Source organism: Peptococcaceae bacterium 1198_IL3148, from assembly GCA_036763105.1.
GTDB lineage: Bacteria > Bacillota > Desulfotomaculia > Desulfotomaculales > Desulfohalotomaculaceae > JBAIYS01.
Map to the genome: position 1 here is coordinate 153,517 of JBAIYS010000004.1, position 15,887 is coordinate 169,403.

General features: G+C 38.7%; 18 protein-coding genes. 17 read left to right on the forward strand and 1 reads right to left on the reverse strand.

Going from position 1 to position 15,887, the window contains the following annotated elements:
- Positions 1-41: 41 nt before the first annotated feature.
- From V6C27_05920 to V6C27_05970, 11 genes are all read left to right on the forward strand, one after another.
- On the forward strand, positions 42-998 hold the full coding sequence (locus tag V6C27_05920; GenBank protein MEG6615965.1) for an NAD(P)-dependent oxidoreductase: 957 nt from the start codon (positions 42-44) through the stop codon (positions 996-998).
- Between the two features lie 160 nt (positions 999-1,158).
- Positions 1,159-1,698, forward strand: a complete 540-nt coding sequence (locus tag V6C27_05925; protein ID MEG6615966.1) for a TIGR01440 family protein — start codon at positions 1,159-1,161, stop codon at positions 1,696-1,698.
- An 84-nt stretch (positions 1,699-1,782) separates the two neighbouring features.
- Positions 1,783-2,349 (forward strand): pyruvate kinase alpha/beta domain-containing protein, encoded by a 567-nt coding sequence (locus V6C27_05930; GenBank protein MEG6615967.1) that lies wholly within the window; start codon positions 1,783-1,785, stop codon positions 2,347-2,349.
- A gap of 279 nt (positions 2,350-2,628) precedes the next feature.
- Positions 2,629-3,102: a hypothetical protein gene (locus tag V6C27_05935; protein ID MEG6615968.1), complete on the forward strand. Its 474-nt coding sequence runs from the start codon at positions 2,629-2,631 to the stop codon at positions 3,100-3,102.
- A gap of 4 nt (positions 3,103-3,106) precedes the next feature.
- Positions 3,107-3,949 carry a GHKL domain-containing protein gene (locus V6C27_05940; protein ID MEG6615969.1) on the forward strand — a complete coding sequence of 281 codons (843 nt, stop codon included), beginning with the start codon at positions 3,107-3,109 and terminating at the stop codon, positions 3,947-3,949.
- Positions 3,943-4,560 (forward strand): accessory gene regulator B family protein, encoded by a 618-nt coding sequence (locus V6C27_05945; protein ID MEG6615970.1) that lies wholly within the window; start codon positions 3,943-3,945, stop codon positions 4,558-4,560. The genes V6C27_05940 and V6C27_05945 overlap by 7 nt, the downstream gene beginning before the upstream one ends.
- 3 nt (positions 4,561-4,563) lie before the next feature.
- On the forward strand, positions 4,564-4,698 hold the full coding sequence (locus V6C27_05950) for a cyclic lactone autoinducer peptide (protein MEG6615971.1): 135 nt from the start codon (positions 4,564-4,566) through the stop codon (positions 4,696-4,698).
- Positions 4,699-4,709: 11 nt separating this feature from the next.
- Entirely contained in the window at positions 4,710-5,435 is a 726-nt protein-coding gene (locus tag V6C27_05955; protein MEG6615972.1) for a LytTR family DNA-binding domain-containing protein, read from the forward strand.
- Between the two features lie 164 nt (positions 5,436-5,599).
- Positions 5,600-6,196, forward strand: coding sequence for an HD domain-containing phosphohydrolase (locus V6C27_05960; protein MEG6615973.1), 597 nt, complete (start codon positions 5,600-5,602; stop codon positions 6,194-6,196).
- A 36-nt stretch (positions 6,197-6,232) separates the two neighbouring features.
- Entirely contained in the window at positions 6,233-6,979 is a 747-nt protein-coding gene (locus tag V6C27_05965) for a HAMP domain-containing sensor histidine kinase (protein MEG6615974.1), read from the forward strand.
- Positions 6,980-7,318: 339 nt separating this feature from the next.
- Positions 7,319-8,011, forward strand: a complete 693-nt coding sequence (locus tag V6C27_05970; GenBank protein ID MEG6615975.1) for a hypothetical protein — start codon at positions 7,319-7,321, stop codon at positions 8,009-8,011.
- Positions 8,012-8,058: 47 nt separating this feature from the next.
- Here V6C27_05970 and V6C27_05975 read toward each other — a convergent pair whose 3' ends face one another.
- Positions 8,059-9,846 carry a PrpR N-terminal domain-containing protein gene (locus V6C27_05975; protein MEG6615976.1) on the reverse strand — a complete coding sequence of 596 codons (1,788 nt, stop codon included), beginning with the start codon at positions 9,844-9,846 and terminating at the stop codon, positions 8,059-8,061.
- A 208-nt stretch (positions 9,847-10,054) separates the two neighbouring features.
- Between V6C27_05975 and V6C27_05980 the strand changes: the two genes are divergently transcribed.
- The 6 genes from V6C27_05980 (at position 10,055) to V6C27_06005 (ending at position 15,860) form a co-directional block, all read left to right on the forward strand.
- Complete coding sequence (locus V6C27_05980) at positions 10,055-11,083, forward strand: alcohol dehydrogenase catalytic domain-containing protein (GenBank protein MEG6615977.1); 1,029 nt, start codon at positions 10,055-10,057, stop codon at positions 11,081-11,083.
- Positions 11,084-11,108: 25 nt separating this feature from the next.
- The gene (locus tag V6C27_05985) at positions 11,109-12,107 is read left to right on the forward strand and encodes a TRAP transporter substrate-binding protein (GenBank protein MEG6615978.1); all 999 of its coding nucleotides are present in this window, start codon (positions 11,109-11,111) and stop codon (positions 12,105-12,107) included.
- A 140-nt stretch (positions 12,108-12,247) separates the two neighbouring features.
- Positions 12,248-12,724 (forward strand): TRAP transporter small permease, encoded by a 477-nt coding sequence (locus tag V6C27_05990; GenBank protein ID MEG6615979.1) that lies wholly within the window; start codon positions 12,248-12,250, stop codon positions 12,722-12,724.
- A complete protein-coding gene (locus tag V6C27_05995) occupies positions 12,724-13,986 on the forward strand; it encodes a TRAP transporter large permease (protein ID MEG6615980.1) in 1,263 nt (420 codons plus the stop codon). Before V6C27_05990 ends, V6C27_05995 begins: the two co-directional genes overlap by 1 nt.
- Positions 13,987-13,996: 10 nt before the next feature.
- On the forward strand, positions 13,997-15,280 hold the full coding sequence (gene otnK / locus V6C27_06000) for a 3-oxo-tetronate kinase (GenBank protein ID MEG6615981.1): 1,284 nt from the start codon (positions 13,997-13,999) through the stop codon (positions 15,278-15,280).
- Positions 15,267-15,860, forward strand: coding sequence for a class II aldolase/adducin family protein (locus tag V6C27_06005; protein MEG6615982.1), 594 nt, complete (start codon positions 15,267-15,269; stop codon positions 15,858-15,860). Before otnK ends, V6C27_06005 begins: the two co-directional genes overlap by 14 nt.
- Positions 15,861-15,887: the final 27 nt, after the last annotated feature.

Below are 15,887 nucleotides of genomic sequence, written 5' to 3' on the forward strand. Positions count from 1 at the left end.
TATTTTAAGAAAACGTTAGATTATAGAGGGAGGTAGGTAATTTGAAAAACGCTGTCTTTCTTAATGTGGCTAGGTTAGACTTTGACCACAAGCTAGATCTTTCACCAATCGATGAACTGGCCAATGTAACCAAGTACGATGCCAGCAGCCCCGAGGAAATATTAGAACGAGTTAAAGACCAGCATGTTGTCATTACTAAAGAACTGCCCTTAGGCAGAGATTTAATATCTCAGTTTCCGCCTTCGGTGGAATTGATCTGTGAAGCCGGTACTGGTTTTAACAACATAGACATTGAGGCCGCCAAAGAGAAGAATATAACTGTGTGCAATGTGCCGGGCTATAGCACCGAGGCGGTGGCTCAATTGGCCACCGCATTGATGCTAAATTTTGCATCCTCATTGCATTTACAAAGATTGATGATTGAAAGGGGTAACTTTGATAACTTTACCAAAGATGTTCAGGTGCCCCACTTTGAAGTCCAGGGTAAAACTTTAGGTATCATTTGTAGTGGTGCCATTGGCCGAAAGCTGATGGAGAATGCCTTAACCTTGGGCATGAACATTTTAGTCTATAATCGCACCCCCAGACAGTGGGATGACCCTGGTATACAAAATGCCAGTCTGGAAGAAGTGTTAAAACAAAGTGACTTTGTCAGCATTCATTGTCCGCTAAACGCTGGTACCAAACATCTGATTAATAAAGACACGTTAAAGTTGATGAAACCGACGGCTTACATAATTAACACTTCCAGGGGGGAAGTGATTAAAGAGGCAGATATTATTGAAGCGTTGCAAAACGGTGTTATTGCCGGAGCGGCGCTGGATGTGCAAGAACAAGAACCGCCGGCGTTGGATAATCCTTTATTTAAGATGGATAACGTCATCTTAACGCCGCATATTGGCTGGAAGACATTAGAATCAAGGCAAAGATTGATTAATTTGATGGCCAATAACATAAAAGCATATATCGGTGGTAAACCCTCTAACGTAATAAGTTAATACTGCTTTTATCCTATATCTAACAAAAAACCTCCGAGGGCTACCTTGGAGGTTTTTTGTTAGAAATTAATGAAGTCATCTCTATAAAAGTTTATAATAAGTAATGGTGATGATAAGGTTAATGGTATTTTGACAATATATTTTATAAGGAAGTGATCTTTTGGTTAACAAAATTTCTGGACAGGCCAAAGAAGCGCTACAGGAATTGTTGTCGGTGGCTAATTTAGAGGCCGGAGAGATAGTGGTGATTGGCTGTAGCACCAGTGAGGTAATGGGCGAAAAGATTGGTTCGGCGTCCAGCGTTGATACTGCTAAGGCCATAATGGAAGGACTGCTGCCGGTGATTAAAGACAATGATCTTTTTTTGGCGGTTCAATGTTGCGAACATTTAAACCGGGCTTTGGTGGTGGAAAGGGAATGTGCTAAAACATATGGTTTGGAAATTGTGTCGGTGGTGCCCAAACCCAAAGCCGGCGGTTCGTTAGCTTCGATGGCGATGGAAAGGTTTAACGAGCCGGTGGTGGTGGAGACCATCACTGCCCATGCCGGGTTAGATATCGGTGATACCTTTATTGGTATGCATTTAAAAAGGGTGGCGGTGCCGGTGCGTCTAAAGGTAAAAGCAATTGGCCAAGCCCATTTGACCGCGGCCCGTCATCGGCCAAAGCTTATCGGCGGCGAAAGGGCTCAATATAAGTAACCAGGTGCCTAGGAATGATTACTTGATTTCAAATAAAATTTTATATATTGTTTAAAGAAATCAGAAAAGGTGGTGGTAAAAATTATGTATTTTAATTCAATCGGTAAAATAAACACCTATGACACTGCCAAGTTAGCGCTAAAAGCGGCCACAGAAAAAAATATTAAACACATTGTGGTGGCCTCTAACCAAGGTGATACAGCTAAAGCCTTTATCAACTCAGAGGGCTCAGAAGGTATTAATTTTATTTGTGTTACCCATGCCCACGGTTACCCAGAACCGGGTAAAAGTGAGATGTCCCCTGAAACCCGTGAGGAACTGATTAATTGGGGAATCAAAGTATTAACTACCACCCATGTGCTCAGTGGTGCCGAAAGAGGCATTAGCAATGCCTTTGGTGGGGCATATCCTGTGGAAATAATTGCCCATACCTTAAGAATGTTGGGTCAAGGCACCAAAGTATGTGTTGAGGTGGCGATAATGGCCCTTGATGCCGGTTTAATCCCCTATGGCGAACCCATTATTGCAGTTGGCGGCTCAGCCCGCGGGGCTGATACCGCGGTAATCATTACTCCGTCCCATGCCAGTAGTATATTTAAAACCAAAATCCATGAGATCATTTGTAAGCCTGCCTGTTATGTTAGTAAGTAGTGGGATGAGATGATTTTTTAATAACGAAAGGGGTTCAGTTATTTGCTGAATCCCTTTCGTTATTTAATATGGTTAAACTCAATGAATGGTCAGTAAAGTTATTGTATGTGGTTATTAAGGTCGAGATTTTGGCTATTGGGCAGAGGTGAAAGGATTTAAAAATAATTTTTAGTAATAAAGTAGATATAATGCAAAATAGTTACAAAAAAGGAATTGTGTATTTTATGTCAAACTTCTTATCAGAGAAAAATACCCAAATTCTGATAAGGAGGAGACCACATGTATCCTTTACCATGGTATGTAATTTTATTTCAGAGTTTTCCGGAAACATTTTTGATGATAATACTAGGGTTTAAACTATTCAATCTAAATATAGAACTTAAAAAAGTTACAATTATTTCTTTAATAGTTTGTGTGTTTGCATATTTTGTAAGGCATCTTCCACTTGCATTTGGCGTGCACACTTTGATTCTCGTACTAATTGATGCAATATTATGTAGGGCTATAGGTAATATTAAACTTGTATATGGGTTAATAGGCATCACGGTGGGGGCGTTAATAAATGGTGTTTTACAGAGTTTATTAGTACCAATTATGCTTTCTATAGGTGGTATGGGTATAAGTGCATTATCTTCTGAACCTGTATTGAATATAGTGTTGTTTTTACCTATAGGAATTATTATGTTGGCTTTATGCATGGTAATCAAAAAATGTAACTTTGTATTATATGATTTGAGCATACATGGGAAATAATGTTATGTTTAAAGGCAATTATTTAATAGTGGTCATAACTATATTGGTAGAAACAATGTTCATTATAATTATTAATCAACAGATATATATATATCAAGATATTGATAGAATGAAGCCGTATCTACCTTTAGTTAATATTTTGGTGTTTGTATTAAGTGCTTTGGTTATTTTTTGTATTAAAAAGATAGAGCAGAATGCCAAAAAGGATTATGAGGTAAAAATTTTAAAATCACATTTAGATCAGGTTGAGAACTTATCTAAAATTTTACAAACACAGCGGCATGAACATACCAGACATATTCAAACCATTCAGGCCATGATACATTTAGATGAAGTGCAAGAGGCCAAAGAATATATTGAAGGCATTGTAGACCGCTACTGGCATATGGGGGATATAATTTACGTTGGTAATCCTGCGCTCACAGGTTTAATCAATAGTAAACGGGGAGTGGCAGAATCAAAAGGCATTGATTTTGCCATTGCAGTAAAATGTGAAATAGATAAAATTGCTATTGAACCATGGGATTTGTGCAGTATAATTGGTAATCTGATAGATAATGCCATCGAAGCAGTTATTCAAGAAAATAATAATCGTCGGATCGCCATTGAGTTTAAGTATGAAAATAGTTGTTATAAAATATATGTTCATAATTCCGGTCCCAAAATTGAAAACAAAGTTAATATTTTCAAAGCAGGTTATACAACTAAGGGGTCGGAAGCGAGAGGATATGGTTTATATCTAGTTAATAAACTTGTTAATAAGTATCATGGAAAGATTGAGGTATATTCTAGCCACAAGACAACTTTTATAATATCGATACCAGATAAGGAAGCGGTGTTATGTTAAAGAAGGTTTCCGACAAAATTGCTTTAAGTATAGGGACACAGTTGCAGGTCGACGATGACCAAGTGGAAATATATTCATATGGGTTGCAGGTTTTTATTGGTGCCACTTTAAAATTATTGGTAATACTATCCCTTTCGCTTATTTTAGGCATATTTAAAGAAGTTGCGGTATATTTGACATTTTTTATATTACTTCGTAAATGTGGCGGTGGTGTTCACTTAAGCACATACGCAAAGTGTCTTAGCATAGGGACGGTAATGATTTTAGGTTTTGCTAAGTTGGCCACATTAAACATATCTACTGATTTGTTAATAGTTTTAATCACCATTGTATTCCTTGGTGGTTGCTTTTGTACTGTTAAGTGGGTACCTGCTGGCACTGAAAAGAAAACAGTTACAGATGTGATCAGCAGAAAGAAACAAAAAGCTCAAGTTTTTATATTATTAATTGTTTGGTTAATCTGTGTTGTTTTTTTGAACAGTAATCAACAAATACAGTATGCTTTGGCCGCAACCCTTGGGGTAGCCTGCAGTTTCTTTTTTATATCACCACTGGGTTACAGGATAATTAAATTATTGGATAAAACTTTAACTATTAGAAAGGAGGTGTAAGGTATGTTTAAGGGATTAAAAACAATGGCATTATCAAGCTTGGCTGCTGCGTTAATGTTTGTTGCGCAAACAGGTATAACTCCATATAGCCATTGGGTTTTCTTTGAACCAGATGTTCCTAAGAGTCTAAAGAAATAAGGTTAGGTTAAATGACCAAGATATTGTTACTAGAAGATGAAGATTATACCAGAAGGTTTCTAAAAAAAATAATTTTAGAAAGCACGCTGGTAGATGAAGTTCTTGATACCCCCGGTGGGAGTGAGGCAATAACCCTTGCAAGGGAATACAAACCACAGATTGTACTGCTAGATATTGAACTGGCCCCTGAAGAGGAAATTAACGGCATTGATGTGGGTAGAATCATTTATAATGATAACCCCAACACCTATTTCGTTTTTATAACGGGATATTCCAAATATGCTGTAGATTCCTTTTCGGTGCATCCATATGATTATATTTTAAAGCCAATTAAAAAGGCGCGGGTATTAGAAGTGATCAATTCCCTTGCAAGTAAAGTTGCCAAAGATGCTAACTTCCCAAAAAATGAGAGAATATTAATCAAATCAAAAAATGAAATAATTTTTGTATCACTCCAAGATATCTTATTCGTGGAAAAATTAGATAAGAAGTCCTTTATACACACCTGTAATAATGTCATCGAAGCAAATGACACCCTTACTGAGCTGGAAAACACTTTAAGGGACGGTTATCTTCGGGTACACAAGTCTTATATTGTGAACCTAGCCAAAGTTAAAAAAATTAAAGACATTGGCAATAGGTCCTACGTTATTCAGTTTGATGGTACCGATAAGGTTGCCTACATGAGTAGATATAAGTTTGAAGAGTATAAAGATAAATTTTTTACACCCCTTTAAGGGGTAATTTTTTTACAAATAAGTGGCAGGGCTAAGTTTAAAAAACAGCATGGCTATTCACGCTTTATAATGGCTATTAAGCTGTTATATCTAGAAAAATATAATGATTTCCTTCATAATTAATATTATTAGATATTAACAATTATAAGTTCGGGGTGTGCCACTTGTTTAATGACGTGAGAAAAATATTTAAATTACTCCCGTTGGACCTCCAAGTCCATTCCCAAAATGTTGCTTTTTTAAGTAGCCTATTTGCCCACAGCATTGACTTAAACCAAAATGAAATACATAAGGTGTGGTTTGGCGGATTAGTGCATGATATAGGTAAAATTTGTGTGGACAAAGCTATTATTTATAAAAGTGGCCGGCTCACTGAAAATGAATATGATGATATTAAAAGACACTGTTATTATGGTGAACAAATGTTGTTGGAATGTGATAACTTAGCAAGTTTAATACCAGTGGTAAAATATCATCACGAGAAATGGGATGGTAGCGGCTACTATGGTTTAATAAAAGACGATATACCTTTAGAGGCGCGAATTATTTGCATTGCCGATTGTTTTGATGCTATGACCTCTGAAAGATCATATAAAGAAGAAATGCCTATTAATAATGCGATAAAGGAATTGGTTAAGTGCTCTGGAACACAGTTTGACCCAGACCTGGCATTGCATTTTATTAAATATTTGGGAGAGTTAGTAAATTTCAACAATGAGCTTTGTACTTTAAGTAAAAACAACAAATATAAAATATCCTAAGCGAGACTTTAAATATATTAAGTGGAGGTGTTTTATATGGCAGAGGTAGTAAAAGAGTTACTGCCGAAACGATGGAATAGTGGGCATTTGAATATACATAGTTTTGGTAAGGCCGAAGGTGTTTTCATTAAAAGTCAAGTACAAAGCAATATGACTGCTATGGTGAGTCACGAATTAAAAAATTCAATAGCATCAGTGCGGGGTTTGTTGGAAATATTAGCTAAAAGGGATGGCAAGTGTGAATGTAAGGAACATTTTAATATAATGGTAACGGAACTGGATCGGGCAAAGTTAATGTTAGATGAATATAGCGAACTTGTTAGTAAAAGACCAGTTAAAATGTGTCTCAACGACCTCAACGAAATTTTGCGTACCTTTTATCCGTTGGTGGACGCCAAGGCTATTCAAACAGATAAAAAGGTTTGGCTTGAATTGGGGGATATTCCCAAAGTATATGTTAACGATAGGGATATTTTTAAGTTAATAACCAATCTTGCCAATAATGGACTGGAATCAATGGAACCAGGGGGGCAATTATTTATCAAGACATATCTAGATGGTGACGATGTGGTATTGATGGTAAAGGATCAAGGTAAGGGAATAGAACAGCGAGTGCTAGATAATTTAGGTACTCCTTTTTTAACAACGAAACAGGAGGGAACAGGACTAGGACTATTGGTGTGTATGAATATTATTGAACGACAAAGTGCCACGTTTAAGATAGAAACCGGTTCTAACGGAACCACATTTTTTGTCTATTTTAAATCCACAGAACATTATTAAGAAACCAACAATTAACTGTTCTATATAGATAAAATTTAGTGAATGGAAAAAGTAGTTGGGCGGAAAAGTCTCTCTAAAATGTCCATGATATAGGATATTTAGGGGCGCCAAACTACTTTTTTGATGTACATAACAAAGCCCCTAAGTATTCAAATTATTGCTAGCCTTGGCTATAATGGTAAATTAAGAAAGGAAAAAGTTCTCTTGTTGTCGAAAAAATAATATAACCGTTTTTAATACTATTTTAATTGGGTTAACAGAGTTTTTTGGTAGTAAACAAATAGCAATTAGAAAGGAGAACCAGGATATCTGTTCTGTTTGGTATTCTGTACGATTTTGATGAAAAACAAAGAAAAAAATATACTTACCGAAACCTGTCCGGATATATTAAATTATTTAAAGTCTTATCCGGCCCAAAATATCCGTTCTAGAACATTGTTAATGATACTGCTAATTGATTTAATTTTGGGATGGCCATTGGTACTGCACTCCACTGATAATATCTTTATATACTTACTGATTCCAATAGCAGTGATAAATATATGGGGCTTTACTCTGATATTTAAACCCTATAGAAAGCAGCTGCAGTATATGTTGTTTTTGGGAGTGGCTGGCCTGGTCACATCCCTTTGCTCCATAACTTTAACTCAAAAGATGGCTTATTTAATGTTAGGTATAAAAACGCCCCTATATTGCGCATTAACCTTTGCCGGTTATGTCATTATTTTAATTTCATATATAAACCACCATTTAAATACCACAGAAAAAGAGTTGGGCAAAAAATTTTACAAAAAATTAAACACCCAAAACATCGGACCAATAACATTGTGCTCATCGGTGATATATTTATTAGCAAACCTCAGTATGAGTTTTATGGTGAACAATAATTTCCTTGTTTTTCTAATGACGTTATATCTTTTGTTCTCTTTGATATTTATGTACTTTATACTATATATTCACAACTACTTTTTCATCCGTAACAACATCAACTTGGTGGATTATAGTAGTAACAATAGAAATATCAACGCTTAAGAAAACCCCTGTCATCGGAACCGTGCGGTGACAGGGGTGTCTTTGCTTTAGTTGAAGTCTTTAATCTTTCGCCAGAGGGTGCTGCGACTGATACCCAGTCTTTCTGCGGCTTTGGATTGATTAAAATTTTCTTCTGCCAGCACCAAATTAATAATATCTTTATTAATGTCATCCAAGGACTTATTTAAATCTAAAAAGTGCTTATAAGATTGGGACTGCGGTGGTTTTTCATTGGCCAGCACTTTGCGCACTGTGTCGGCGTTGATATAAAAGGTGTCGGTGAGAATCACCAACTGCTCCATTACCCGTTTTAACTGATCAATGTTATCTGTCCAACTAAAATCTTGTAGCAACTGCAGGGCCTCACTGTCCAGCCCAATTACCTCCTTGCCGTACTTTATGAACAGATCGCCTAAAAACAGGCTGGCTAGGCTCGGTATATCTTCTTTTCTTTGGTTTAAATTAGGAATCACCAAAGGTATTGCCTTTACTTCATTCCTAATAAAATCCAGCAATAAACTTTGATCAAAGGCCTGGGAATAGCCACTAACGCAAGAGAAGATGAACCGATTCCTTTTATGCACATAAGTGTTGATAAAATAAGCAACAAAGGTTTTTTGACTGGCATCATCCATAAATTGTAGGTTCTTAATATAAATAGTAATATCGCTATGAGAAAAGATCGAGTTCTTCGCTTCAAAAAGAGAGGACCAGGATTTTTCATGCATATATTTGGTATCAATAATTACTAACGGGTTTTTATAATAATTGCTATGGTAATAAATAGCATGGGCCAAGGTATCCTTGCCCACACCTTGATCGCCAAAGAGAATTATAGGATTAGGTGTGGTGGCATAGGCCTTAGCGCTGTCAATCAGAGCTTTAGATAGCGCACATTGACTAGAAAATGTTTCAAAATTAATTTTGGGCATGTCAGTGATATTTTTATATGTAATGGCGTTTTCCAAAGGTTTTAACGGTGCTTTTCGGTTATTAATATAAAAAGTGGGATAGACTTCATTGTTAAGTTGCTGTACAATACCGCGGATAACAACAATACCACTGCTCAACTTTTTCATTACCTTCAAAGTATCTTCCGCCATTAATAAATCAATTAAGCAGTTGGCTTCTTTAATTACCAGTTTATATTCCTCTGAATCAGCACTGATGTTGGAGTAAACTATTTTTTTTTGCTGATTAAAACACATAACCCCCAGGTGAGCATTGTCCAGAGTGCTTTTAATTAATAAATTCTTCCGTTCTTTTATGGCTAATAATTTAATTAAGTTGACCGCCTCTTCAAAGGAGTTGGTAACACTCTCCTTGCCCGAAGTGACCAGAATGGTATTAAAACCAAGTCTTTTAGCATGACTAATGGTGATTACGTCACCCACAATTAGGCTGATACCTTGTTGTTTTAGTTTAACCAAACAACTATCTATTTGTGAAATGTCATATATGGTTTCTATTTCAGTATCATACTTATTTAGTTGACAAATAATATTGGCGGCATCTGTAATTACTTTGTAACCTGCAATGGCAAATTTTCCCGAGTAGTTTTTGGCCAGATTAATAGCTCGTACCATGTCAATGATGGAAAGTTTAATATCAATCACCGGTAGTTCAGACACATCCCGCAGCAGCTCGGCGGTACCCGCCCGGGATATAATGGCATCATAACTTTTATCCGGCATTGATTTAACTAACTTCACCGCTTCTAACATATCTGCCACATAGGTATGTACAATTATATCGTCACGTTCGCGGGCTACATCCACAATAATATCTCGTAATCCAGTATATGGTGCTATCGCCAAAATTTTAATTTTGCTCATAGCGTCAAACCTCAACTTAAAAAATTATTCGATAAGATTGTAACATATGTTCTAGAAAAAAACAGTTAAAATTCATAAAATAGATTATAAAACATTTAAGCGTATTTTGTTGCAAATTGAAACAATAATAGCTAAATGTGGTATTGAAAGTGTTTTATTTTGACTATACAATAAATTACGAAATATTTAAACAATAGGAGGTAAAATTGTGAAAGCAGCTTACGTGGTAGAAACAGAAAAAGTTGAGGTAAAAGACATCGAAATTCCTGCGATAGCTGATGACGAGGTACTAATTGAAGTTAAAACTGTTGGCGTCTGTGGCTCCGATTTATGTCTGTTTAAAGGTATTCACCCCTTTAGAAGTGCTCCGGCAATTTTAGGTCATGAAATCGCCGGTCAAATTGTTAAAGTGGGCAAAGACGTAAAAAAATTTAAAGTGGGCGATCGCGTCACAGTGGAACCACAAATTGGCTGTGGAGAGTGTGAACTATGCAAAAATGATCTCATCAACTTGTGTACTGGTGGCAAAAAAGCCCCTGGCACCCCGGGCTGGTACGGTACCTTTGTGGAGTACTTTAATGCCCCGGAAAAGACCCTTTACAAACTAAATGATGAAGTGAGTTATGAGATCGGTACACTGGTAGAGCCATTGGCTGTGGGTGTACATACCATTGATAGAATTACCGTTAAGGAAAAAGATTACATCGCCATTTTAGGCTCTGGCACCATCGGCCTCATGACCATGGTGGCAGCCAGAGAAGCCGGTTACAAAAACATCATCTGCACAGATACTCAAGACTTTAACCTTGAGATGGCTAAAAAGCAAGGGGCCGCTCTCACCATAAACCCCCTAAAGGATGATGTGGTAGCCCTGGTAAAAGAGTTTACCGGTGGCAGAGGTGTAGATGTAGCTATAGTGGCAGCCGATGCAGCAGTGCTGGTGGATCAAGCTTCCTCCATTACCAGAAAAAGGGGCGAAGTGGGCATTGTAGCCATGATTCCGCAGCAAATTCCGGTACACACTTATAACTTCGTTTTTAACGAGTTGACAATGTTTGGTGCTATGACATATGAAACCAAAGACTTTGTAAAAGCAAGCGAAATGATCAACAATGGACTGGATTTAACCGACTTTATCACGCAAAAAGTTTCTCTTGATGAAGCACAAAAAGGACTAGACATCCTAAACGACAAGAAAGAAAATGTGGTTAAAGTTATTGTAGAGGTTAATTGTTAACTGAATATTAAAAAGAGGTGAAGAAATGAAAAAATTATTGTTAGCACTGACATCTGTAATGCTGTTAAGTTTAGTGCTGGTTGGTTGTGGTGGCGATAAAGCAGCCAGTGACGGAGATGTAGTGGAATTAAAATTAGGCCATATTCAATCTGAAAACGACCTGTGGCACGAGGGTGCGCTAAAGTTTAAAGAAGAAGTGGAAAAGAGATCAAACGGTGAAATTAAAATCTCAATATATCCAAACTCCACTTTAGGTGGCGATAGAGATATGGCTGAAGGAATGCAAATTGGTACCGTTGACTTTGCGCTCATCGCTGGTGTGCTAGGTAACTTTGAACAGTCCATCCAACTATTGGAACTGCCTTATCTGTTCAATAGCGAAGAAGAGTACAACAGAGTCATTCACGGCGAAGTGGGTAAGGAAATTCAAGACCGTGTGTTGCAAGCTTCTGACATCAGAATTTTAAACTTCTGGGATAGAGGCCCCAGACACGTTACTGCTAATAAACCAATTAATACCTTAGAAGATATTAAAGGCTTAAAAATTAGATTGCCAGAAATCAAAGCAATGGAAGACACTTGGAAGGCCATGGGTGCCGCTCCCACCACCATGGCTTGGAGTGAAGTTTACACCGGTCTGGAGCAAAATGTAATTGAAGCTCAGGAAAACCCAATTCCATTTATTTATGGCGGCAGAATTCACGAAGTGCAGGACTATCTTGCGCTAACCGCCCACAAGTATGAATATGTTACTTTATCCATGAGTGAGAACACTTGGTCTAAGCTGACTCCGGAGCAACAAGAAATCATTACCGAAGCAGCAAATGTGGCCACTGAATACGAAAACCAGTTAGTTAAAGAACAGACAAATGAAATTCTGGAAAAAATGAAGAGTGAAGGTCTGCAAGTAATAACCCCTGATACTGAAGAGTTTGCTGCTGCAGCTAAAAAGGCCCATGCAGATTTTGCTAAAACTGTAGACTATGAACTGTATGAAAGAATTCTTGAAGCGATTAACCAGTAGATAATGGTAATTGGTGGGAGCGAGCCTAACCTTGCATTAGAAAAAACAAATAGAACATGAAAAACTAGGCATTCGCCCAAAGCTTTGACGAATGCCAAGTTTTTCTTAATTCCACCGAGTTTTAATTTAGGGGGATAAACATGGACAAATTGGACAACTTAATCGCTAAAATTTTATACTACATCTGTGCTTTGCTCATGTTGGTGATGGCAGTGGTCATTACTTCGCAAGTTATCTCGCGATATGTCTTTGGCAGTCCTTTTACTTGGTCAGAAGAGCTAGGCAGATATACCTTTGTCTGGCTATCTTTTTTGGGTATGGCCATTGCCGTTAAACAGGGTTCACATATCGCACTGGATATTCTAGTTAATAAGTTAACTGGTGTAAAACGCCGGACATTGATGGTTATTAATAATTTATTTGTGATGGTATTTTCACTGGTTTTAACCTATGGTGGTTATAATTTAGTGGCAGTGGGGGCGAGACAAAGTAGCCCTTCATTAAATTTACCAATGGACTTAGTTTATAGCGTTATCCCTGTGTCCGGTATCTTATTATTTTATTTTGCATTAAGGGAAACAATGAAGGTTCTACAACGAAAGGAGGAGGGGATATAATGGGTCCAATTTTATTTGGCTTGTTTGCAATATTTTTGGTGCTGGGCATTCCGGTAGCCTTTGTATTGGCGCTGGCATCAATTGGTGCTATGGTTTACGCAGATTACCCAATGGTGGTAATGGGCCAAAGGTTTTTTACCGCCCTTGACTCCTTTCCTTTTATGGCTATTCCGTTATTTATGCTTGCCGGTTCCATCATGGGACATGGTGGTATTACCCGCAGAATTATTGACTTTGCCCTATCCATTGTAGGCAACATCAGAGGCGCACTGGCTCATGTGGTGGCCATCAGTGGTATTATGATGGGTGGCATTTCTGGTTCTGGGGTGGCGGATACCGCAGCCCTCGGTTCTATCATGGTTCCAGAGATGAAGAGAAGAAATTACGATGCCGGGTTTGCGGCAGCCCTGGTGGCGGCTTCCGGCAGTATTGGTTTAATCATTCCACCCAGTATTGCGTTAATTATTTATGGAGTTACCACCCAAACATCCATTGGTGATTTATTTGTGGCCGGCATTGTACCAGGCCTGTTAATTGGTGCTTGTTTTTTTATTTACTCCTATATTGTTGCCAAACGCAACAACTATCCCAAAGAAGGAGCAGTAACCGTTAAAGGAATTTGGACTAGTTTTAAAGATGCCATTTGGGCGTTAGCCATGCCTGTGATCATTATTGTTGGCATTAGAGGTGGTGCGTTTACCGCCACAGAGGGTGGGGCAATTATTTCTGCCTATGCTTTGATCATCAGTGCCTTTATCTACAAAGAAATAAAATTAAAAGATTTGCCACAGATTTTTTATGATGCAGCCATTAGTACCGCCATTATCTCAGCTATTCTGGCATCCACGTCTTTATTTAGTTGGCTATTGTCCAGTGAGCAAATTCCGCAGCAAATAACCACCGCTCTTTTGGGAGTGACGGATAACCCAATTATTTTATTGCTGATCATTAACGCCATTCTGTTAGCCGTCGGTATGTTCTTAGACAGCGGCCCCGCCATTATGTTGCTGGCTCCTATTTTGGCCCCTGTTGCCGCCAGTTTGGGTGTCGACATGGTACAGTTTGGTTTAATGATGGTGGTTAACTTGACCATTGGTTTATTAACACCGCCGGTGGGTACCGCAATGTATGTGGCCAGCAATGTTTCTGGGGTACCCATTGCTCAGCTTTCTAAAAAGCTGGTTCCATTTTGGTTAATCATGATATCAATATTAATGGTAATTACCTTCGTGCCTGGATTTACAACATTTTTTATCAGATAGGATGTTGATAATGAGTAAAATTCTGATCGGAATTGTAGCAGACGATTTCTCCGGTGGCAGTGACGCTGCATCGTTTTTTGTTAAAGAAGGCATTGAAACTTACTTATTCAATGGCATACCAGAGGATAGCGTGCTGCAAGCAGTCGGCGAAAATATTGCGGTGGTGGTGGCGTTAAAAACCCGCACCGCAGAAACTTCAAAAGCGGTGGCTGAATCGCTACAAGCCTTTGAGTGGTTGAAGAAAAATGGTGCCCAGCAACTGTTTGTTAAATACTGCTCCACCTTTGACTCCACCCCCAAAGGCAATATTGGACCCATTATTGACAGCGTGCTGAAAAAATACAACATTAAGTACACTGTTTTAGCGCCGGCACTGCCGGTGAACGGCCGCATTGTAAAAGACGGACACTTAATTGTTAATGGGGTGCCATTACATCAAACCCATATGAAGAATCACCCCTTAACCCCAATGTGGGATTCCGACATCGCTAAACTGATGGAGCCCCAGGGTGAGTATCCCAGCTTAAAAATTAACCACCAACTGCTGGAGCGCAGTAATGAAGAAATTTTAAAGGTAATTGATGATTTCGGCCAAGATAAAGAGCATTTCTATGTCATTCCGGACTACATTGAAGAAAGACATGCCGCTAAAATTGTGCAACTATTTGGTGGCTTGCCGCTGTTAACTGGCGGTTCTGGTTTGATGACTGAGTTGGGCCGGAAATATAATGCCGAAATAAATGTGACATCGGAAATTGTGGCCGATGGCACCAACGGCAAGGCCATTATTTTAGCCGGCAGCTGCTCGACGGCCACACTGCAGCAAATTGAAGAGTTTAAGGGTGTTAGCAGTAACCATTACCGCATTGACCCCTTAAAACTAATGGATGGCACACAAACCAAAGAAGAAATTTGGGCTAAAGTATCAGCCACCACAGAGGATGCGGTATTGGTGTATAGTTCCGACAAACCGGAAGGTATTAAAGAGGCGCAAAAACTAGGAGCTGATTTAGTGTCTGCCCGGTTGGAACAAACCACGGCGTTCTTAGCTAAAAAAGCGGTGGAAAACGGCTATAACAGAATTATCGTGGCCGGTGGAGAAACCTCTGGTGCGGTGACAAAAATTTTAGGTTACCACTCCTATCTGGTGGGCAATAGCATTGCCCCCGGAGTGCCCATTATGGTGCCTTTAGAGAATACGAGCTTACGGTTGGTGCTTAAATCCGGTAACTTTGGTCAACCAGATTTCTTTACCAAAGCGGTAGAAATGACGAAGGAGGATAGTAATGAGTAGTCTAGAGCAAAAATTTGCCGAAGCAACTTGGGTGGCCCACACGCTGTTTAACCGGGGGAAGGTGAGTGGCTCATCAGCCAATATGAGTTTTCTTCATCAGGACAGGTTATATATATCCGGCAGTGGTACCTGCTTTGGCAGTCTGCGGTCTGAAGACTTCTCTATTGTTAACCTGCAGGGGGACCATATTGGTGGGCTAAAGCCCAGTAAGGAGTTGCCATTGCACTTAACCCTTTATGCCAAAAGTTCAGATGTTCAGGCGGTAATCCATACCCACAGCTTTTACGCTACACTATGGTCTTGCCTTGAACACCAAAATGTGAAAGACGTTATTCCGTCCCATACTCCTTATCTAAAGATGAAACTGGGCACTGTAGGCTTAGTACCCTTTGCCCAACCAGGATCGCAACAGCTATTTGATTTTTTTACCCAGCGCGTTAACGATAGTGACGGTTATTTACTACAAAATCATGGCCCCATCGTTGGGGGCAAAGACCTACTGGATGCTTTCTACATTCTTGAAGAATTGGAAGAGAGCGCAAGAATCGCTTGGGAACTTAAAAATTATCGCAGCAAATAATTCAATATATAATTAGCCCTGCTGAAC

Coding starts and splice junctions, on each gene's coding strand:
- V6C27_05930 (MEG6615967.1), top strand. CDS start 1,783: ATGTATTTTAATTCAATCGGTAAAATAAACACCTATGACACTGCCAAG.
- V6C27_05935 (MEG6615968.1), top strand. CDS start 2,629: ATGTATCCTTTACCATGGTATGTAATTTTATTTCAGAGTTTTCCGGAA.
- V6C27_05940 (MEG6615969.1), top strand. CDS start 3,107: ATGTTTAAAGGCAATTATTTAATAGTGGTCATAACTATATTGGTAGAA.
- V6C27_05945 (MEG6615970.1), top strand. CDS start 3,943: ATGTTAAAGAAGGTTTCCGACAAAATTGCTTTAAGTATAGGGACACAG.
- V6C27_05950 (MEG6615971.1), top strand. CDS start 4,564: ATGTTTAAGGGATTAAAAACAATGGCATTATCAAGCTTGGCTGCTGCG.
- V6C27_05955 (MEG6615972.1), top strand. CDS start 4,710: ATGACCAAGATATTGTTACTAGAAGATGAAGATTATACCAGAAGGTTT.
- V6C27_05965 (MEG6615974.1), top strand. CDS start 6,233: ATGGCAGAGGTAGTAAAAGAGTTACTGCCGAAACGATGGAATAGTGGG.
- V6C27_05970 (MEG6615975.1), top strand. CDS start 7,319: ATGAAAAACAAAGAAAAAAATATACTTACCGAAACCTGTCCGGATATA.
- V6C27_05975 (MEG6615976.1), bottom strand. CDS start 9,846: ATGAGCAAAATTAAAATTTTGGCGATAGCACCATATACTGGATTACGA.
- V6C27_05985 (MEG6615978.1), top strand. CDS start 11,109: ATGAAAAAATTATTGTTAGCACTGACATCTGTAATGCTGTTAAGTTTA.
- V6C27_05990 (MEG6615979.1), top strand. CDS start 12,248: ATGGACAAATTGGACAACTTAATCGCTAAAATTTTATACTACATCTGT.
- V6C27_05995 (MEG6615980.1), top strand. CDS start 12,724: ATGGGTCCAATTTTATTTGGCTTGTTTGCAATATTTTTGGTGCTGGGC.
- otnK (MEG6615981.1), top strand. CDS start 13,997: ATGAGTAAAATTCTGATCGGAATTGTAGCAGACGATTTCTCCGGTGGC.